General features: G+C 48.8%; 17 protein-coding genes. 9 read left to right on the top strand and 8 right to left on the bottom strand.

Features of this window, described 5'->3' with window-relative positions; genetic code table 11:
- Positions 1-72: 72 nt before the first annotated feature.
- The 4 genes from ACJ2PR_RS23580 to ACJ2PR_RS23565 form a co-directional block, all read right to left on the bottom strand.
- Positions 73-1,377 carry a nucleotide disphospho-sugar-binding domain-containing protein gene (locus tag ACJ2PR_RS23580; protein ID WP_446878779.1) on the bottom strand — a complete coding sequence of 435 codons (1,305 nt, stop codon included), beginning with the start codon at positions 1,375-1,377 and terminating at the stop codon, positions 73-75.
- A 261-nt stretch (positions 1,378-1,638) separates the two neighbouring features.
- Positions 1,639-4,851 (bottom strand): efflux RND transporter permease subunit, encoded by a 3,213-nt coding sequence (locus tag ACJ2PR_RS23575; RefSeq protein WP_446878778.1) that lies wholly within the window; start codon positions 4,849-4,851, stop codon positions 1,639-1,641.
- Positions 4,848-6,188: an efflux RND transporter periplasmic adaptor subunit gene (locus ACJ2PR_RS23570; RefSeq protein WP_446861686.1), complete on the bottom strand. Its 1,341-nt coding sequence runs from the start codon at positions 6,186-6,188 to the stop codon at positions 4,848-4,850. Before ACJ2PR_RS23570 ends, ACJ2PR_RS23575 begins: the two co-directional genes overlap by 4 nt.
- A gap of 289 nt (positions 6,189-6,477) precedes the next feature.
- The gene (locus ACJ2PR_RS23565) at positions 6,478-7,122 is read right to left on the bottom strand and encodes a DUF1614 domain-containing protein (RefSeq protein WP_446878777.1); all 645 of its coding nucleotides are present in this window, start codon (positions 7,120-7,122) and stop codon (positions 6,478-6,480) included.
- A 247-nt stretch (positions 7,123-7,369) separates the two neighbouring features.
- On the opposite strand from ACJ2PR_RS23565, the gene ACJ2PR_RS23560 reads away from it, so the two are divergent.
- On the top strand, positions 7,370-7,576 hold the full coding sequence (locus ACJ2PR_RS23560; protein WP_446878776.1) for a hypothetical protein: 207 nt from the start codon (positions 7,370-7,372) through the stop codon (positions 7,574-7,576).
- A 75-nt stretch (positions 7,577-7,651) separates the two neighbouring features.
- On the opposite strand, the gene ACJ2PR_RS23555 is transcribed toward ACJ2PR_RS23560, so the two are convergent.
- The 4 genes from ACJ2PR_RS23555 to ACJ2PR_RS23540 all read right to left on the bottom strand — a co-directional run bounded on the left by ACJ2PR_RS23555 (position 7,652) and on the right by ACJ2PR_RS23540 (position 11,373).
- Positions 7,652-8,446 carry a RecB family exonuclease gene (locus ACJ2PR_RS23555; protein ID WP_446861688.1) on the bottom strand — a complete coding sequence of 265 codons (795 nt, stop codon included), beginning with the start codon at positions 8,444-8,446 and terminating at the stop codon, positions 7,652-7,654.
- A gap of 36 nt (positions 8,447-8,482) precedes the next feature.
- Entirely contained in the window at positions 8,483-8,695 is a 213-nt protein-coding gene (locus tag ACJ2PR_RS23550; protein ID WP_446861689.1) for a DUF2811 domain-containing protein, read from the bottom strand.
- Positions 8,696-9,682: 987 nt separating this feature from the next.
- Positions 9,683-10,573 (bottom strand): PEP-CTERM sorting domain-containing protein, encoded by an 891-nt coding sequence (locus ACJ2PR_RS23545; protein ID WP_446878775.1) that lies wholly within the window; start codon positions 10,571-10,573, stop codon positions 9,683-9,685.
- Positions 10,574-10,833: 260 nt separating this feature from the next.
- Positions 10,834-11,373, bottom strand: coding sequence for a phycobiliprotein lyase (locus ACJ2PR_RS23540; RefSeq protein ID WP_446878774.1), 540 nt, complete (start codon positions 11,371-11,373; stop codon positions 10,834-10,836).
- Positions 11,374-11,575: 202 nt separating this feature from the next.
- On the opposite strand from ACJ2PR_RS23540, the gene ACJ2PR_RS23535 reads away from it, so the two are divergent.
- The 8 genes from ACJ2PR_RS23535 (at position 11,576) to ACJ2PR_RS23500 (ending at position 19,204) form a co-directional block, all read left to right on the top strand.
- Positions 11,576-12,484, top strand: coding sequence for an ATP-binding cassette domain-containing protein (locus tag ACJ2PR_RS23535; protein WP_446868256.1), 909 nt, complete (start codon positions 11,576-11,578; stop codon positions 12,482-12,484).
- On the top strand, positions 12,481-13,260 hold the full coding sequence (locus ACJ2PR_RS23530) for an ABC transporter permease (protein ID WP_446861693.1): 780 nt from the start codon (positions 12,481-12,483) through the stop codon (positions 13,258-13,260). Before ACJ2PR_RS23535 ends, ACJ2PR_RS23530 begins: the two co-directional genes overlap by 4 nt.
- A gap of 143 nt (positions 13,261-13,403) precedes the next feature.
- On the top strand, positions 13,404-14,558 hold the full coding sequence (locus ACJ2PR_RS23525) for an ABC exporter membrane fusion protein (protein WP_446878773.1): 1,155 nt from the start codon (positions 13,404-13,406) through the stop codon (positions 14,556-14,558).
- 40 nt (positions 14,559-14,598) lie between these two features.
- Positions 14,599-15,837: an FtsX-like permease family protein gene (locus ACJ2PR_RS23520; RefSeq protein ID WP_446868259.1), complete on the top strand. Its 1,239-nt coding sequence runs from the start codon at positions 14,599-14,601 to the stop codon at positions 15,835-15,837.
- A gap of 16 nt (positions 15,838-15,853) precedes the next feature.
- A complete protein-coding gene (locus tag ACJ2PR_RS23515) occupies positions 15,854-16,552 on the top strand; it encodes a DevA family ABC transporter ATP-binding protein (RefSeq protein WP_446861696.1) in 699 nt (232 codons plus the stop codon).
- A gap of 30 nt (positions 16,553-16,582) precedes the next feature.
- Positions 16,583-17,404: a DUF3891 family protein gene (locus ACJ2PR_RS23510; RefSeq protein WP_446878772.1), complete on the top strand. Its 822-nt coding sequence runs from the start codon at positions 16,583-16,585 to the stop codon at positions 17,402-17,404.
- Positions 17,401-17,919 carry a GAF domain-containing protein gene (locus tag ACJ2PR_RS23505; protein WP_446878771.1) on the top strand — a complete coding sequence of 173 codons (519 nt, stop codon included), beginning with the start codon at positions 17,401-17,403 and terminating at the stop codon, positions 17,917-17,919. The genes ACJ2PR_RS23510 and ACJ2PR_RS23505 overlap by 4 nt, the downstream gene beginning before the upstream one ends.
- Before the next feature lie 154 nt (positions 17,920-18,073).
- Positions 18,074-19,204 carry a sensor histidine kinase gene (locus tag ACJ2PR_RS23500; protein ID WP_446878770.1) on the top strand — a complete coding sequence of 377 codons (1,131 nt, stop codon included), beginning with the start codon at positions 18,074-18,076 and terminating at the stop codon, positions 19,202-19,204.
- The last annotated feature ends 316 nt before the right edge of the window (positions 19,205-19,520 follow it).

Genomic DNA, 19,520 nt, shown 5'->3' with positions numbered 1-19,520 from the left:
AAGCGAAAGAGCTGGATTGAGTCCCTACAGGTTTAGTGTGTGGCTGGCATCGTGCAAACAGTAGAGTCAGGTTTATTCAGTTCTAATGACGGGTTGTTTCGTGATTGCCAGTTGTTCTAGTCGCGTTGCCGCCAGCATGGGGGCATCATACTGACGAATTGCCCGTTGAAAGTCCTTAGCGCGAGTCTGGTAGCGACGATCGGATAGTAGCTTTTTCACGGCAGCGCGAATCTGCTCAGGAGTCGGCTTTCCTGTTTTCAAATCAATTCCAACACCCGCCCACTCAATTCGCGCACACACTTCAGGCTTATCTTCTGATTGTCCCGCCGCCACTAAAGGCACCCCCGCCGCCAAAGCCATCTGCACACCGTTGTATCCGCCATTTGTAATCATCACATCGACATGGGGCAGTAGCTCAGAATGAGGAATAAACGACTCGATTCGAGCATTGGCAGGAATTGCATCAGGCGCAATACTCTCGATCGCTTTGCCAATTGTAGTCGCAACAATCAAGACTTCTTCCTGGGCAAGTCCCCGTAGGGTTGGCACGATTAACACGTCTGGATCGGTGGCAACGGTTCCTTGAGTCACATGAACAACAGGCTGGCTCCCTTTGAGATCATCCCACCAGGCAGGGGACGTAAACTCCGTTGCAATTGAAGAAAGTAGCGGCCCCACAAAATGGACTTGAGCAGGTAAATCTCGACGAGGATATTCAAACTCTGGAACTGTTCCAGCGATGTGCAAAAAAGGTGAGAGGGTGTCAAAGAAAGGGGTTGTGCTGTGAGGCAGCCCCAAGTCGGCACGAACTTGATTCGTGTATGCCGTCACTTCTCGAAACAGCAGCGCTTGAGCAAGCCAGTTTAATCCCCGATTGCGAAACTGCCCGAAGGGGGAGGCATCTGGTTTGAGTCCCAGACCAAACGGGGCTGTATCGCGACTGCTAAATGCCAGAGCGGAGATGCCAAATCCTGCCCACGGTGGCCCGCCTTGTTCGTGAATCCAGGCAGCGCCCAAAAAGCAAAAATCTGTCAGCAGCACATCTGCCGGAAAGTCCTGCAAAATAGCCGTCATGTCTTTTACCTGCCCCACGGCGGCATCAACAAAGAAGTGCTTCAGGTCAAACTTGAGTTGGGCGGCACCGCGTAGCGCATTGCGTTGGGTTGTCCAGTCCTGCGGGACGTTTTCTGGATAAGAATAATCAAGCCCAGAAGCGATCGGCGCAAACCGTGCTCCTGTAGACTCGACTTTCGCCTGAAATGCACTTCCTGTATACCAACAAACTTCGTGTCCTCGATTGACTAACTCACGCGCGATCGAGAGGGCCGGACTCACATGCCCCACCACAGGAATCGTTCCGATGAGAAACTTAGCCATTCCACTCACCTCACGTTGGTCAATATTCTATTATCTGCCAGAATGCCTGGTGATTAATGTTAGCTTCGCAAGTGCCTTCGGCTGGTCTACTGGAACCGAGACATTAGATTGACTCTGCTATTGCCACAGCCGTCACACTTTATATTCCCCACATTGGTATCGATGGCTTTTGCGAATGGTCTTCTCCTCCATCCAAAACTGACTCTTAAATGGTTGCTCAGAGCCTTCGCCTTCTCTCAATTTTGTGTGAACTTTGAGACTTCAAACATCGACTTTGGACGTGGCGACTCCTTGCGGGTAGCTCGAAGGGACGGATTCCTCGATGACTTCGGCAGGCTGACTGGACTTAGATCTTGCACCCGAAAAGTCGCGCAACAGCCCCATCAAGGCGGGTACAACGGTGGGCGTGAGAATGGTGGAGAAAGCAAGTCCGCCCGTTAAAACAATGCCCAATCCTTGATAGAGTTCTGAGCCTTGACCGGGTAAGATAGCGAGAGGCAACATTCCCAAGACGCTGGTTCCCGCAGACATAAAAATGGCGCGTAATCGATCTTGAGTTGCCTGATAGAGCGAGGTGTCGTAGTCAACTCCTTGTTCCTGAAGCTGTAGGGCCCGATCGACCAATAAAATCGCATTATTAACCACGACTCCCGTCAAGATCAGGAATCCCAACGCAGTAATCATATCTAACGCCGCAGACACACCGGGAATTCGATTCGCGATTACTAGACTCAACAGTGCGCCACTCATTCCCATCGGAATTGTTGCCATAATTACGACTGGGTAGAGAAATGACTTATACAACGCGACCAGTAATAGGTAGGTGATCAAAATCGACAACAAGAAAGCAGTCGCTAACTGAGAAACCGTTGTGGCTAGTTGGTCAGCCGTGCCAGCGAGTTCTAATCGAGCACCAGCAGGCAGATTGGCTCGTAAGGGCGCGAGTGCTTCCTCTTCGGCCCGTTGAACGATCGCCGCTAACGGAGCATCCGGATTGAGCGAAGCGGTGAGGGTAATCGATCGCTCCAAATCAACGTGATTGATCACATCGGCTCCGGTGGCTTCTCGCACTTCGGCAACGTCGCTGAGTTGTACTCGTCTTCCTCTCGCGTAGAGGGGCAATTGGCGTAACTGTTCGGGGGTTTGCACAAAGGTATTTTGTAGCTCGACCGAGACATCCAATTCTTCTTTGCCGTCGATAAAGTCTGATGCAAGACGACCGCCTAGAGCCGCTTCGACGACAGAACCCACCTCAGATTCAGAAAGCCCAACTTCGGCCAGCCGTTCTCGGTTGGGAATGACCTGAAGCTCTCCGGCACCCATGACAAAGTTCGATCGCACATTGCGAATGCCATTAAAGGCGCGAAGTTTGCCCGTGATTTCTTTCTCGACGTTGCTCAACTGGGTCAGGTCAGATCCGACAATATCTACCTCAAATTCCTTGCCGGGGTCGCGAAAGATTGAGGGTCGAACTGGCACCATAAACCGATATCCAGCGAAGTTGTTACTCGCAGCGCGAAACCGATTTACCATGTCGGCCAATCCCTGAGTCGTCGCAAATTCTGGCTTGAGAATCGCCGCGATCGCCCGCAATGCCCCAGGACGATCGACAAACATGACACGATCGACTTCCGGCTGCGCTCTAATAAAGGCTCGGACTGGCTCCGATTGGCGAATCGACTCTGCAATACTGGTTCCTGGTAAGGGTTCTGAGCGCCACTGAATCAGGTTGCGGTTGCCTTCGGGCAGATAGTCGGCAGGCGGCAGGAGAAAAAAGCTGGCAACCAACAGAGAGACGGGAATCGAAAGAACGAGCAGCCGACGGCCCATTCTGCCTCGCCCGATCGACCAGCGCACCGTCTTAGACAAAAAGGCTTCGAGCTTGCCCTGGAAGTGGCGAAACACCGCAGAACATTTGGCAATCGATCGCTCAAACCAATTGCCGCCGCGATATTCCCCACCTTCCATCATCTGCATGGCTTCCGATTCTTTGAGAAACAAGCCAGAGAGCATCGGAACTAAAGTAATCGCCGCCACTAGCGAGAAGATCGCTGAACAAGACAGCGTAATCGCCATGTCTGCATAGAGTTGTCCCGCTTCACCCGTCACCACTAGTAAGGGAATGAAGACGACCACGTTGGACAAAGTGGAACCGAGCATCGCGCCCCAGACTTCTTGCGTCCCGTCGATCGCCGCTCGAAACGCATTCTTGCCCTGCTGCATGTGAGTAAAGACGTTTTCGATCACGACGATCGAGTTATCCACGACCATGCCAACCGAAAAGGCCAATCCGGCCAGGCTAATAATATTCAGAGAGCGTCCCAACAGTGCCATGACTGTGAAGATCATGACCGACGAAATTGGAATGGTAATAGCAATGACGGCAACGGTTCGCATGGAACCCAAAAATAATACGAGAACGGCTGTTGCTAATAATGCACCTCCGATCAGGTTTTCTTGAACAAAGGTAATAGATTGGTTAATGTATTCGCTCTCATCATAGTTATAGACAAAGCGAATGCCTTCATTTTGACGATCGAACTGTTCCTGTAGGTCTGTAATCGCCGCTCTCACGCCTTTTGAGACTTCTGGGACGTTTGCGCCAATCTGCCGAATGATCCCGACCGCCACCGCAGGCTTATCTTTAAACAACAGCGCACTATCCTGAAGCTTGCGTCCCATTTGCACCTGTGCCACATCGCGAATGTAGACAATTCCACTCGGATCGCGTCTTAGTACAAATCCAGCAATCTGATCGATGTCCTGCGATCGACTCAGGGTGCGAACCCGATATTCCCGTCGTCCTAGTTCCAGGGGCCCGCCCCGGATGTCTCGATTGTTTTCTCGCAACACGCGCACTACATCCCCGATCGTCAGATTACGATCAGACAAGGCTTTGGGATCGATTTTGACTTCAACTTCGCGCAGCCGACCGCCCACTACAATGAATTGCCCTACGCCTTGAATCCGACGCAACCTCGGCAAGACGACTTCTTCGGCCAGGTCACGGTAGCGATCGGGATTTGGCTCAAACCCATCCCTGGTATCAAACGGAATCCACATCATCGGCGAACTGTTGCCGCCCACTAATTCCACATTCGATTCTTGCGCTTCGGGAGGGAGACTCTGCACCTGTTGCAGACGGTTGATGACATCCACTAAGCGATCGTTCACATTCGTGCCTTCTTGAAATTCCAATGTAATGGCACTTCGTCCCGCACGAGACGCACTGCTGATTTCTTTAACGCCTAGCACTTCTTCCATCTGTTCTTCGATCGGGCGCGTGATCAAATCTTCAACTTCAGACGGCCCGGCACCCGGATAAACAGTGTTGATGGTGATTTCGGGGCGATCGCCTCCAGGCTGCAATTCTAACGGTAGTCTCAGCAAAGAGAACACACCCAGCAACGCTAACAAGCAAAACAGCACAAAGGTTCCGTGTCGCCAGCGGACGGCGGTTTCAATCAATTTCATGACTTGTCTCCTACGACTTTGACTGGCATTCCTTCATTCAAACCGTCTCCACCGCGAATCACGATCGCTTGTCCTGATTTCAATTCGTTACTGTAAATCGCGACTTTCTCTCCCATGTCAGAAACCATTTCCACAGGAGTTGGCTTTGCTTTCCCATCAGCAATCGTAAACACAAGCCACTGATTTTGTCGGCGCGTTAACACATCGCGAGAAACGACGAAGTTCGATCGATTGGAAGGCAGGGTCAATGTGCCCGCGATCGCCATTCCAGGCAGCAGTCCTTTGGGCGGATTGGTCAACTGAACTCTCACTCTTTGTCGCCTCGAAGCACTGTCCGCAGAAGGCACCACGGCGGTAATTTTGGTTTGTCCTTTCCAGTTGGGTAAAGCGCGGGTGGTGAGAGCGATCGGCATTCCTGGCGAAACGCTGCCGCTCAAGTCTTCGGGCAATTCTAAAAACACGTCGAACTGATCACTCGAAACTAGCGTTACCACCTGACCTGAACTCTGCACCAGATCGCCTCGGCTGATGTGTCGAGTTTGTACAATTCCCGATTCGGCGGCGACAATTTGGGTGCGTTGTTGGGCGAGTTCTGCCTGATTTAAGCTTGCTTGAGCCGCTGCAACATTGGCTTTTTGAGCATCGATTTCTTCGCGAATCACGCCCGCTTTTGCTTCTGCTAGTTCCGCTTCTGCCTCAAGTCGTTCTCCCTTTGCTGCATCGACTGCGGATTTGGCTTCGACGAGTAGCCGTTGAGAAATGGCCCCTTCTCTGACGAGGCTGTTGGTTCTCTGTAAGTTGTCTTGGGCTTCTCGCTCTCGCGCTTTGGCTGCACTGACGGCCGCCTGTCGTTGAGCAATGATTTCGGGTCGTGTCCCGACTTCGAGCCGAGCTAAGTTACTGCGCTGTTGAGCCAGTTGGGCCCGTGCCTGAGAAATGCCTAACTGTTGGTCAGCGTCATCAAGAACCGCGATCGTCATCCCCGCTGTGACGCGATCGCCGGGCTGTACTCGAATTTCTTCAACAATGCCGCCTGTTTGAGCGCGAATCGTCGATTGTTGGCTGGCTTCGACCTGTCCCAATAGCTGCACACTCCGACTGGCAGTTCCCGCAGCAAGTTGAACGGTTTCGACGGCGCGAGGCGGTTGTTTTTGAGGTTGAGCCACCGCAGGTCGAGCAGTTCCCGCTGGACTAAACCATCGCCAGGCAACCAGTCCGCTAGTCGTCAGAGCAATCGCACACACGAACCAGATCCAGGGCTTGCGACGGTTGGGATCAGGGGATTCTGTCGTTTGCGTCGGAGTAATAGGCTGATCTTGAGCGTTGGAAGATTCCATGATTTGTGACCGATCGAGGGTTAGAGGACAAAGCAGACTTCAAACGTTGCAGTGAGCGATCGCACAGAACTCAAATAAACAAGCAATAGAACTGGGACAAAAAAGCTGCTAGAAAGATTAATTAAACATTAAGAATTCAAGCCGCTACAGAGATCCTACATGATTTATCAAATTGTTTGCATTGAAATCATTGCAGGAGCTGTAGCACCCTAATTTCTCTACGCCCCGTAGCCCAAGGCAACGTGGAATAATTGTCTCAGAAGAATCTGACAGGAATATGACAGGAATACTAAAAATTCCCCAACACATAGCCCACTACCGCAGGCAGCCATTCTGCAATGATCAGGGCACACAGACCACACTGAACGATCCCATCATCAAAGCCTGCTCCTCCAATGCTGAGAGGAGATCCTGCATTTTCAGGGCGGACATCCTTGAGATGAAGCAGATCAGCCCCGATCGTCGTTCCCAAAACTCCTCCCGCAAACGCCACAGAAGCGCGATCGACTCCCCCAGACACCAAAGCCATTGCTGACAGAGCAGCGATCGTTGTGATCAGCCAAAATCTTGGTCGTCGAGTCACAATGCCTTTTCCTGGAATGACCGTCACGAGAAAGTAGCTGATGGAGGTGACGATCGCAGTCACGATCAAAATAGTTAGTGATTGAACGCGATGAAATTGATAAAGTGCCAGGACGATCGGAATCAATCCCCCAGCTAAATTTATGCCAATGTAACCATAAGATTGAGATCGAGTTCTATCGGAAACTGAAGCCCAGCGTTTTAACAACCAGAGCGGCAGGAGTTCGATGCTTCTTTGTCCTAATGGATTATGCCTAGTCAAGATGAAAAGTGGCAAATTGATAAAGCACCCAAGAAAAGCTGTAATTACAAGCGGCAAACCCAGCCCAGACGCAAGGCCCAACCGAGTCATCAGAGTGGAATAGACAATAGGATAAACTTTGAAAATCAGAAAGATTGTGTAGCCAAAAGAGAGCAGCACAAATGGCAGGAACACTAGCAAGAGCAAAAGACAACCTTGACCAGATCTCGGTAAAATAACCCAGCCGGACTCTTCTCTAATCAAGTCAAAATTTAGAGCAAACCAATAGATTAGTTGATGCCTGATAGAACGCATGGCCAAGAGAAGTAGAGATGGTTAGACTCTTTATCAGTTGCCAGTGCTAACTTTATGCATTGGAGCGATCGCTAGTGTAGAAATGACACTCAAAGATCAAGTTGGTATAACTCATCAATCTCCGGGGGAAGTGCTTAATAACCGTTTGATGTCAGTTGTAGAAGATCACAAGCGATCGCCATCTTTGCGATCAGTGTTGAGTTTGATGAGCCATCAATCGAGTGTGGCGATAGATATTGATTTACATTAAAAAAGCGAACCGATCGATTCGGTTCGCTCAATAAGTTGAGGGGCTTGTTAGATTTAACGAAAAAGATTCGTCACATTAGAGGCTGAGGGCGAGTTGTAATTCAGGAGAGGCTCCTAATGAGGCAGGAAGGGGTAACGGTTCGCTAGAGACAGCGGGACAATAACGGGCATAAGAGCAGCGATCGCACTGTTTATTTGGGGTCGGCTCCCAGGTTTGGTCATGGCGCAATCGCACCGCCAAATGAGAAATGACCTGCTGTACCTGTTTTTTATGTTTGCGAGTCGCTCGATAGCGCACCATCTCACCTGTTCTCAAAAACAAGAGACTCAAGTATTTCAAGCTTTGCTGATAGGTTTGCTCTAACGCCAAATAATATAGACCAATTTGCAGATCCATCTCATCCGCGTCCGGCAGCTTAAATTCTCGGCTCGACTTGTAATCAATTAGTTCCAGTCCGTCTTTTAAGTAGTCGATGCGATCGTATCGTCCGGTGATGCAAAACTCTAGATTCTCGACTTGTAGATAAGCCTGAATTTTGCCCTCCACGGCCAACGGCTGTCGCAGCGACGACTCACCCGCCACAAACTTTTGATAGTAGCCCTCTAAAATATCTCGCCCTTCAACAATTTGCGTTGGACTTAAGCCCGCCGAATTCTCATCCCAACAGCGGTTTACCCAGCGCACATCTGGAATCGGCTCGTTGTAGTGCCAGTCGCGATGAAATTTTGCTAACGCTTGATGCAGTGCAGACCCTAGAGCCGCAGATCCAAAAAATTCATTAGAACTGAGCCGTCTCTCATAGCGCAGGTAGTAGGCGTAAGGACACCGACTGTAAGCTTGAAGTTTGGTTGCAGAAATTTGGTAACTCATAACCCGATCGTGGTAGGGGGGTTGAAAACGAAACGTTTAGACTTGTTCGAGCGGACGCTTAAACAGCGAATCGAGGTAGACACGGGCAGTCTGGCGATCGTTGGTCGTGCGGTTTTGCAACAAAAACAGAGACAGCGCCGCCGAAAATACCCGGTCTTGATCCCAGTCAGGACGTGCTTCTAAATAGCTTAAAAAAGACTGGTGCAGGGTTTCAGGAATCTCGACCAGAATGCTGACGTTGGTATCCATAGGAGGCCTCTTGAATTGAACGAATGGCGGGAACGATCTGAACTTCTACCTGTGAATCAACACAGGAAAAATTCGCGCAAGCCAGACCTCCTGAGAACTGCTCTCTGTTAAATCCGTTTCTAGCAGAGGCGAAGTTTTGGGAGGTCTGAGCGCTTCAGGTCAGTCGCTATATTTTGCGCGATCGGTCTCAGAAGATCAACGTTGCAGTTTGTAACAGTGGGCTTAAGAGTAAAAACTGATTAACGAATGAATAAGGGTTTCAAGCGGTTTTTCGTTACATAAGTTTACACAAGCACCCTCTTTTCTGGTTCCTCTGGACTTGTTAGCAAGTTATCCACAGGAGAACCAATCAAGCGGATCAGAGGGGATTTACTTGTGGAGAACTTTTCTCAACCTGTGGAAAAAGTGTGGAAAAGGCTTTCAATCTCTGTGGAATGCCTGTGGATTGTGTGGGGAAAACAGCTTAAACTGTAAAGTTTTGTAAAGTTTTTGGCATTCCCCAATCCGCCAAACTTGAGCTTAAGAATTGTCAGGGAACGTTCATGCTGTTCACTTCCGAGCGCATCTGCTGGAGACGAAAAAGCAATCTCTTCGAGTTGCCCGCAAGGGTCTACCCTTTTTCTAGTCTCCTATGAACCCTATTAGTCTCCTATGAACCCTATCAACGGTCGTCTGAAGATTAAGACGTAGAGATTGAGACACTTCTATTCGCTTTTTGCCCAACCGTCCAATGATCTTAATCAACTGATCTTAACCAATCAGATTCAGACTGTCGCCAACAAGAACAAATTGTCCAAAGCGACTCGATCGCGCCGCTCCCCTTAGATCAACCCAAAACTAAACGCAAAATAGACACATCAAATTCCGAGAACTGGCTCCAATTTTGAGGAACAGCCCCACGCACAACAATCCTACTCATCGACTTTTAGCAAAACTTAGGTAGCGATGAGTTGTTTATTTTATGACAAAAACTATTTCTGGCAGAGACTAGTTTTTTAGACCGCGCTGTTTAAATCGACGGGCAGCCCCTAATATACCTAAGCCCAAGATTGTGGCGATCGACGCAGGTTCTGGGACAGGAGTTCTGCGCTCAGACAGAGGGTTATCTGCTGTGTCAGAGGTCAATCTAGTCGTGAAGCGTTGGGCGGTTGAAGCGTTGCGAGCGCTGAGAGAAGTCAACACACCTTCTGCAAACAAGCAATCCGCTGGAACTGTCTGATCGCACCCTGATCCAGTGCGAAATAGTTGAAAGTAGCTGCTGTCCCATTGAGGAACGCTAGTTGATTCTGCGTTGGATGACACCGAGGAGAGCGATCGTCCTGTGGAGTCTGCAAGACTGAGAAACACTTTGTAGCCTTCTCTGGCTGCTGCGCCTTTTACCAACGTGCTGACTGTGATTGAGTCGGTGTCGCTGTTTTCAAACTGACGCGAAAAAGCGGTTCCTTCTCCACTGGGCAGGTTGATCGTGGTGTTTCCAATATTGACGGCAAATTTCTCGACACGCTGGACGTAGCGCCCCGAAGGAAACTGCTCAGGAGGCAGATTGGCAGGCGGCGGATTGTAAAAATCTAAGCTAGTTGAGTAAAAACTGTTGGGAGTGGTCGGATCGAAGGTGTAACTGCCCGCAAAGATCGCGTTTCTCAAATCTTTGGGATCGTAGCCTGTCACATTACCAGGGTCAGAGAGCGTAGTCAGGGTGCCAGTAAAGTCAATGGTGGCGGCTTGAGCAGGGACAACCAGGCCCAAAACTACAGCAACAGTGCTGGCTAGATTGACGAGACGATGACTCATAGGGGTTGGATTTATACAGTAAGCGTGAGCCGATTGGTAGACGCTTCTCTGGTTGACTTTGGAATGGATGGCAAACAAGAACAACATAGAGACTTCCTATTTAGTGTTGTGGAGTCGAGAGAATAATAATTCAGTCAAAAGATAGATTTGAGCAGCGATCGCTTAGCGCCTAGTGATCACTTTAAAATGCAAGCCCTTTTATGTCTCGTCATAAAAAATACATGAGCTAGAAGAATTTCTTCACGTTAGCTTTAAACATAGAATGCCCAGGGCAAAAACAGACTCAACATTGAGCCACATTTCTGTCTGGGCACTGGATGTATTAGTTTTTGGTAGGCGACTAGCCGTTAGCCGAGTCGTTTTTCTAAGTATTGACCGATCATCTGCTGCTCACCCGCACGAGAAATAATGGTCTGACGGGTTCGGTATTTGCTGCCTACGAGTTTTAGTTCTTCTTCAAAAACAGAATCTTTGTATTCGGTTCTCAAGCAAAGTGTTTCGGGGTTGGTGAAGTAAAATCCAGCAGTAACAGGCTTGGAGGTGGCAAAGCCGCGATCGCGATACAGCGTCTCACCCAATACTCCAAACAGCGTCGAGCCTGTGGACTGCTTTTGTCCCGAAACTGAGTCTTGACTATCCCAGGTGACAGCCGCTCCACACGTCAAAATCGTGGTGTCTTCCAAACCGTGCAACCTTGCTAAGTCAACAAGCTCAGAACAGCCCTGCTCCAAAAAACGAATGCTCACCAGACTAACCATCTCTTTTGCTTCCCCATCAGGCAGCGTGTAGTATCGTCGCTCCGATCGCCATTGACCCTCTGACTGCTTAAAAAAAGCTGCGATGAGCGATTCGTTTGCCGGAGCCTGAAGATGCAAAGATGTCGTCATAAAAGTTCCTCTCAGAGAGTAGTGGGCAGCAGTTGATAGAAAGTTTTAATGCATAAGACTTCCCTATTATCAACCATTGTTTCTGATTTTGTTACGCTTCTTAATATACTCCAGAAACCCGTAAACGAAATTCTCCGCAGGGCGTATCTCAGGTCTGTCATCATGGGGAGATATCTAGCAAACTGTTCAGCAATTGATCGTCATGCCATTACTTGAGGTGCAGCACTTGCAAAAAACTTATCGACAAAGCGGTAAGGTGACCGAAGCGGTGCGCGATGTTTCACTGACAATTACAACTCAAGAAGTGCTGGCATTTCTGGGGCCTAATGGAGCAGGCAAAACAACGACAATTAAGATGATTGCGGGATTGATTTTGCCCGATCGCGGCACAGTGCAAATCGCGGGACGAAATCCTCATCGAGACTCTAGAGCGGTAGGACTTTTGGGAGCTGTTTTAGAAGGCAATCGCAACCTCTATTGGCGACTCACGCCCGAAGAAAACCTGGAATATTTTGGCGTACTGCGAGGTTTGGGTCGTCGAGTAGCCAGACAGCGGGGTCGAGAACTGCTCGATCGCTTTGAACTCAGCCACAAACGCAAAACGCCCGTCCAATCTTTGTCTCGTGGAATGCAGCAAAAGCTGGCGATCGCCGTTGCCCTTATCCATCAACCTCAGTTGTTGCTTTTGGATGAGCCGACTTTAGGATTGGATGTCGAAGCGACGCAAACGGTAAAGCGATTGGTGCGAGAAATTGCCCGTGAAGGCTGCGCTATTTTGTTGACAACTCACCAATTAGATATTGCAGAAGAACTGTCGGATCGAGTTGCAATTATCAGTCAGGGCACGATCGTCGCCGAGCAAACCACTCAAGAACTAATTCGACAGTTTTCGGGGACGGGTTACACCATCGAATTGGCAGAAGAATTGGATGACGATCGCATCAGCAAGATTCAGCATTTAGGCAGCGTGGTAGATCAGAAAGTTATTCATCTGAGAGAGCCAGAAATGCTCTACCAAATTTTGCACGTTTTGGAACCGTTGTCGATCGTTCGGGTTGAAAAAGAACAGGCAAATCTTACCGAAGTTTTCTTGCAGGTGGTCAAAGGATGAATGGCTTGAAGTTGTTTTCGGCAGAGTTGCGTCGGGGTTGGATTCAGTTTATTCGCTATCCCGCAGAAGCGATCGGGGGTATTTTTATCATTACGTCGCTGTTCTATGGGCTGTTTCTTGGCGCAAAATATGTGGCGGGGCCAGGGTTGCAGCTTGGCGATCGTTTGGATGCAATTATTGTCGGTTACGTTCTATGGTCTCTAGTGACGTTTATTCTGTTTAGCGTTGCTGGTACGTTGCAAAATGAAGCCCAAACAGGAACATTAGAGCAGCTATTCATCACGCCATACGGGGCACCCCGAGTTTTTTTGATTAGAGCGATCGCGGATCTATTGATTCAGTTTGTTCTAATCTCTAGCATTTTGATTCTAATCATGATGCTGACAGGACGATATCTCGCGTTTCCACCTGTGTTAATTTTCCCATTAGCTTCAGTAATCATGGGTGCCTATGGGATGTCATTTGCGATCGGATCTCTCGCTCTATTGCTCAAACGAATTCAACAGCTATTGGGGATCTTTCAGTTTGCGTTACTCTTTTTGTTGAGTGTGCCGAGCGAAACTTGGACAGGCTCCATGAAAGTGGTGGGTCTATTTTTGCCGATGACGACGGGGGCGGGACTGCTGCGCGATCTGATGGCCCGTCAACAATCGATCGACCTGACTCAACTGAGTTTTGCCTTACTCAACGGAGCCGCCTACCTTGGGCTAGGGCTGCTTTTATTTCGATGGGCAGAAAGGGAAACAAAACGGCGTGGTCGATTGAGCGGATACTGACTCTCAAAAAGATGCGATAGAAAAATCACTATTATTAAGCATCTAATAGTTAGTTATGATGGCTTCATAAAATCTGGATACATCCGTTGGGTAGAGTCTTGCGCCGATCGAAGTATTTTTTCTCGCTGATTAGGAGTTGACTTGTGAGTTCCAAACCCTTGATGAAGCCGACTGGAGTCCGAGTAGTGTTGATTGGGTCAGCGATCGCGCTTGCGCTTTCGGGTTTCGGCATTTTCTCCTACGCGATTTTGCGTCCTTCGTCCAGTCCTTCTACTGCGATCGCGTCACCGTCGCCCAATGATGATCCCGATGCGATTTCGGCTCTAGGACGGTTGGAGCCTGAAGGCGGTGTTGTCAAGATTGCCGCTCCTTCTGCCTTTGGGACAGCGCGAGTTTCTAAAATGCTCGTCAAAGAAGGGATGCAGGTGCGGGCAAATCAACCCCTCGCCGTCATGGATCAAGGAGACACGCTGTATGCGTCTTTGATGCAAGCTGAGGCACAGGTCAAAGAGGCAGAAACCAAACTCGCCCAAGTGCAAGCGGGAGCCAAACCGGGAGACATCAATGCTCAACGGGCAAACGTTCTGAAATCCAATGCAGAAATCCCCAAAGCAGAAGCAGAATTACTCAAAGCCAACGCTGAGTTGAGAAACGCCCAATTGGAATACGATCGCTACAGACAACTCTTTAAGGATGGTGCCGTTACCGAACTTGATCTACAAAATAGACAACTCACACGAGACACTAGAGCACAACAGCAAGATCAAGCCAGACAAGCATTAGAACAAGCAAAACTCGCCCTAGAGCAGTCTCGACAAGAGTTGAGCAGCGTGGCCGAAGTGCGTCCGACAGATATTCAGCAAGCTCAGGCTCAGGTGAATGTGGCGATGGCCAATTTTCAGAAAGCAAAAACAGAATTAGATAAAGCGATCGTTCGGGCCCCGATCGAGGGTCAGGTGCTCAAAGTTCATGCTGATCCTGGAGAAGTGGTTGGCAATGACGGCATTATAGAACTCGGTCGAACGCGCCAAATGTACGCCGTTGCAGAAGTAGATGAAAACTACATCGGCAAAGTGCAACCTGGTCAGAGAGCCACCATCACCAGCTATGCCTTTCCTGGAGAAATGACGGGAACTGTGGATAAAGTTGGCTTACAGATTCGTAAAAACGAAGTTCTCAATACCGATCCAGTGGATAAAACCGATACTCGAATTGTTGAAGTCAAAATCAAATTGGATGACAGCCAAAAAGTTGCAGGATTGACTAATCTACAGGTTAAGGTGGCGATCGCTCCTTAAAAAACGTTCAATTCTAAGTTCAGTCAAAAATACTTTTTCTATGTTTGCGATTCCCCTTGCCTGGTTACAACTAAAGCGTGAAAAGATTCGGCTGTTAGTCGCTTTAGCAGGCATTGGATTTGCGGTGATCTTGATGTTTTTGCAACTGGGTTTTCAGGATGCGCTGTTTGAGAGTGCGATCACGCTTCACCAAAGTTTGGAGGGTGACATTTTTTTGATTAGCCCTCAATCGACAGCGCTCATTTCAATGAAGACATTTCCTCAGCGACGGTTGTACCAATCGCTTGGGTTCTCTGGTGTTGAGTCTATTAGCCCTCTTTATCTAGGATTTGGTATCTGGAAAAACCCATTTTGGGACGGCCCACCTCAACCCCAAACTCGCAGTATTTTGGTGATCGGACTGGTTCCTGGAGATAAGGTATTTTCACTTCCAGAAGTCAACGCGAGTGAGAATAAATTACGGTTAGCAGATGTTGTAATATTTGACAGCGCCTCCCGTCCTGAGTTTGGCCCAATTCCAGCAAAGTTTGAGGAGTCAAAGTCATCTAACACATTCATCAAAACCGAGGTTGAAAGCCGTCGAATTGAGGTCGTCGGTTTATTTCGATTAGGGGCTTCTTTTGGGGCAGACGGCAATTTGATCACCAGTGATTTAAACTTTCAGCGCATCTTCACTTCTAGAAAGAAAGAGCAGATCGATATCGGTTTAATCAAGCTCGAACCAGGTGCCAACCTAGAGAAAACATTGGAGCGATTCAAACAAAACTTGCCTGGAGAACAGAGAATTGATCCTAACAAAACTCCCGAACAAGCCAGGGAGGATTTTGTAGTGGGAGATGTCAGAGTTTTATCCAAAAAGGCATTTATTGAATTTGAGCGAAAATACTGGCAAGACAGCACTGCGATCGGCTTCATCTTCACACTAGGAACAGTAATCGGTTTCATCGTTGGTACGGTGATCGTCTACCAAATTCTCTACACAGATGTGACAGATCACCTGGCAGAATACGCAACTCTCAAAGCAATGGGCTACAAAAATCGCTACTTGCTTTCGGTCGTCTTTCAAGAGGCTCTAATTCTCTCGGTGATGGGCTATATTCCTGGATATCTGCTTTGTATCGGTATTTACAATCTCACCAAAAATGCAACGGCTTTACCTGTATACATGACGCTACAGAGGGGGATTTTGGTTCTGTTTTTGGCAATGATCATGTGTATGTTGTCGGGCATTATTGCCGTTCGCAAAGTTCAAGACGCTGATCCAGCAGACATCTTCTAAATCCCAAACTTTCACCATGTCTCAAGAACCTATTATCGCGATCGATCAGGTCAATCATTACTTTGGAACTGGTCGCCTAAAAAAGCAGATTTTATTTGAGGTAACGGCGACGATCGACCCTGGTGAAGTGGTGATTATGACGGGCCCTTCAGGGTCTGGAAAAACAACTTTGCTGACTTTGATCGGGGCACTGCGATCGACCCAAGAAGGCAGCATGAAAGTGTTAGGTCAAGAACTCCGAGGCTCTTCAGAAGGTCAATTGGTCGAACTGCGTCGCAACATTGGTTACATTTTTCAGGCGCACAACTTATTAAACTCACTCAGAGCTTGGCAAAATGTGCAGATGTCGATCGAACTTCATGCCGATATTCCGGCTAGTGAAGCTCGCGATCGCGCTGAGGCCATGCTAGAAGCTGTTGGACTGGGCGATTGGGCCCATCATTACCCCAACGAACTTTCTGGCGGACAGAAACAACGAGTCGCGATCGCCCGTGCCCTGGTCTGCAATCCCAAAATCGTGTTAGCAGACGAACCGACCGCAGCGCTAGACAAAAAATCGGGGCGAGACGTAGTAGAAATCATGCACGACTTGGCAAAAAAACAAGGTTCAGCCATTCTGCTTGTGACTCACGACAACCGAATTTTAGACCTCTCCGATCGCACCCTACACATGGAAGACGGCCGTCTCGCCTCTTTAGAAGCAACTTCTGCCTAAAACGCGAATTTTCGACCGTCCGATAGATTTGTGAAGCCTTTAGTACAGCTATTCTGGTTTCTGCTGATTCAGCTTTACCCTTCTATCAACTCAGGAGATACGATCGTGATTGTCAATCCCGCAAAAGACGGCTGGGACGTTATCTATCACCGTGCCCATGCGCTACTTGCAGCCCAACTTGGTGGACAATGGCGTAGAAAAGACGCTCCTCCTCGCCTGTATGAAACGATCGCCGCAGTGTCTCACCACGATGACCTCGAAAGAGAATGGCAGGAGAACATCATCACCAAAGCAGGTGCCCCGATGGACTTCACCCAAAATGAGGAGGGGCCAGACTACAAACTACTTCGCAAGCACATGGAAGGCGCTCTATATCGCGGTCGTTGGGTTGCTTTGCTCAACTCAATGCACCAGAGTCGCCTACTCGAAGGCTTTCGAGGTGAGTCAGAAGAGGGAGATCAGTTCTTGGATGAGCAAATCGAAAACCAAACCCGTTGGCGAGAAGAACTTGGTATCTCTAAAGATGAGGCTGCCAGCGCCTATGACTTCATGCAATGGTGCGATCGCCTCTCTCTAATCCTTTGTCAGCAAGAACTTCCAGAAGACGAACGCGCTCTTGAAATCAGCAAAGGCCCGGATGGACAGCGTTATGACATTAAACAAGCTGCCAATGGACTGGTCACGGTTATGCCTTGGTGCTTTGAGGACGATCGCTTCACCGTCAATGTCGAATTTTCTCACCTCTCACAAATTAAATATGATGACGATGCCAGCTTGACTCAGGCTCTCAAACAAGCTCCGCGTGATCTTCTGGAATGGACGTTTGTCAAAGATCTTGAGGCTGCAAAATGATCTCATCCTCTCTGACGCTGCCTGACGCTTCCCTACCCCCAGAAGATTTTTTATCTGCACTGATGCCTGCTGTGGGAGAATTTTTGCAAGTCGATCGCTGCTTCTTCTACCTTCGCAATCCCCAAACCCAGATGGGCCGAGTGCCCTTTTGCTGGACTCGTGACTCAAGCGTTCCCACGGTCTACGACGAAGACTGGAAACCTGAACCCGACTCTTTGCCCGACGAAGACCCCATGTTTGCGGCTGCTCTAAAGATTGAACCGTCAATCTTTGTAGAAGATGTGGAAGCGACCAGTCCAGAAATTCTGAACGCTCAGTTTGAGAAAGAAAATTTTGGGCACCGTGCCCTAATTCATGGCCATGTATGTCAGCACGGACAACTCTGGGGCGTTTTGCAGCCTTGTGTGTTTGGATGCTCTAGAATTTGGACTCAGGACGAACAATCTCTAGTCAACCAACTCATTCAAGAAATTACGCCAACAGCGGTTGCCTATATCAAAACTTACAGTCCCTAATAAAACGGTTGCTTGAACTTTTAGCTCAATCTCTCAACAGCTTTTGACAAGCCCCCCTAAAAATCTCTCAAAAGAAGGACGCAAAGCGACTCCAAGAAAGGTTTATTACTTAGAGACTGATAAAATTCTCAGCCCTTTGGCTGCGGCTACCCGTATGAACTCATCGCCCTTCACCAAATTGCCCAAAGTCGATCGCATTCTGGTGGTGGATGATACCCCTGACAACTGTTTACTCATTCAAGCCATCCTGCAAGACGAGGGATACCAGGTTGAGTTATCTGACAGTGGTAAAGATGCCTTAGATAAAATTAATCAATCGCCGCCTGACTTGGTTCTACTGGATGTCATGATGCCGGGTATGGATGGGTACGAGGTGACTCGACGCATTCGCGACAACAGCGCCCTTCCTTTCATGCCAATTTTACTAACGACTGCCTACGATCAGCCGAGTGTCGCTCAAGGTCTAGATCTAGGTGCAGACGACTTTATTCGCAAGCCCGTCCACTTTGATGAACTCTTGGCACGAGTCCGCGCTTTATTGCGACTTAAACACAGCGTCGATGAGCGTGACCAGATTGCTCGCCAACGAGAAGATTTTGTTTCCCGTCTGACCCACGACCTGAGAACGCCCCTGGTTGCTGCTGATCGCATGTTAAATCTGCTGGCTCAAGGTGTCATGGGCGACCTGTCTGACGACATTCAAGAAGCGATCGCTACCATGATCCGAAGCAACGAAAACTTGCTGACAATGGTAAACATGCTATTAGAAGTTTACCGTTACGAGGCAGGGCGTAAAACGCTGACGTTCTCTCCCGTCAATCTAGCCAGTCTGACCGAAGAGGTGATGAAGGCGCTCTCTCCACTGGCGATCGATAAGGGACTAACCCTAAACCTTGAAAAAGCCAATGACGACCAGGATTTGATGATCAAAGGCGATCGGCTAGAACTGAATCGCGTTATGACCAACCTTATTGGCAATGCCATCAAATTTACGGATCAAGGCTCTGTGAACATCAACCTATCCAAAGTGTCAAACCAAGAATCTGAGAATGGTTTAAGGATTCCAATGGTCAGGATCGAAGTCAGAGATACAGGCTATGGCATTCCGCCGGAGGAGCAAGCCACTCTATTTGAGAGCTTCGTTCAGGGCAAACACAAACGAGGCGGAAGTGGTCTAGGCTTGCAGCTATCCCAGAGGATCGTCCACGCCCATAACGGCACTATTCAAATTAAGTCTGAAGTCGGTAAAGGCAGTTCTTTTATCGTGCATTTACCGATTGGCTAGGGTGGATTAATCAGCAGTCGCAGTCAGAACTGGGAAGGAGGAGATTGCTCAATTTCCGAACTGACCCAGCGGTGGGGCGCATCGCAGTGAATTTTGGTGAGGGTAAAGTCGTAGGACTCCCCATGATCCAAGAATCCTCGGACTTCAGGACGGGGAGCCGTCAAGGTTCTAATTTCTTATCAAGACGAGACGAACTGTTTCATACTTCCCCACTTAAGAAAGCCCAAAGCTTTGTTCAGTGAGAGATCTAGAGAGATCGAAAACATTTTCCAGCGAATCTCTTGACAGTAGGTTTAAGTTCACGCTACATTAGTCA

The sequence above is a fragment of the Phormidesmis sp. 146-33 genome (assembly GCF_052939515.1).
This window is presented reverse-complemented; position numbering and strand designations above follow the sequence as displayed.

Bases quoted from the DNA above. Each gene is read 5' to 3' on its own strand.
- ACJ2PR_RS23535 (WP_446868256.1), top strand. From the start codon at position 11,576: ATGCCATTACTTGAGGTGCAGCACTTGCAAAAAACTTATCGACAAAGC.
- ACJ2PR_RS23580 (WP_446878779.1), bottom strand. From the start codon at position 1,377: ATGGCTAAGTTTCTCATCGGAACGATTCCTGTGGTGGGGCATGTGAGT.
- ACJ2PR_RS23555 (WP_446861688.1), bottom strand. From the start codon at position 8,446: ATGAGTTACCAAATTTCTGCAACCAAACTTCAAGCTTACAGTCGGTGT.
- ACJ2PR_RS23500 (WP_446878770.1), top strand. From the start codon at position 18,074: ATGAACTCATCGCCCTTCACCAAATTGCCCAAAGTCGATCGCATTCTG.
- ACJ2PR_RS23565 (WP_446878777.1), bottom strand. From the start codon at position 7,122: ATGACTCGGTTGGGCCTTGCGTCTGGGCTGGGTTTGCCGCTTGTAATT.
- ACJ2PR_RS23515 (WP_446861696.1), top strand. From the start codon at position 15,854: ATGTCTCAAGAACCTATTATCGCGATCGATCAGGTCAATCATTACTTT.
- ACJ2PR_RS23520 (WP_446868259.1), top strand. From the start codon at position 14,599: ATGTTTGCGATTCCCCTTGCCTGGTTACAACTAAAGCGTGAAAAGATT.
- ACJ2PR_RS23575 (WP_446878778.1), bottom strand. From the start codon at position 4,851: ATGAAATTGATTGAAACCGCCGTCCGCTGGCGACACGGAACCTTTGTG.
- ACJ2PR_RS23570 (WP_446861686.1), bottom strand. From the start codon at position 6,188: ATGGAATCTTCCAACGCTCAAGATCAGCCTATTACTCCGACGCAAACG.
- ACJ2PR_RS23505 (WP_446878771.1), top strand. From the start codon at position 17,401: ATGATCTCATCCTCTCTGACGCTGCCTGACGCTTCCCTACCCCCAGAA.
- ACJ2PR_RS23540 (WP_446878774.1), bottom strand. From the start codon at position 11,373: ATGACGACATCTTTGCATCTTCAGGCTCCGGCAAACGAATCGCTCATC.
- ACJ2PR_RS23545 (WP_446878775.1), bottom strand. From the start codon at position 10,573: ATGTTGTTCTTGTTTGCCATCCATTCCAAAGTCAACCAGAGAAGCGTC.
- ACJ2PR_RS23530 (WP_446861693.1), top strand. From the start codon at position 12,481: ATGAATGGCTTGAAGTTGTTTTCGGCAGAGTTGCGTCGGGGTTGGATT.
- ACJ2PR_RS23550 (WP_446861689.1), bottom strand. From the start codon at position 8,695: ATGGATACCAACGTCAGCATTCTGGTCGAGATTCCTGAAACCCTGCAC.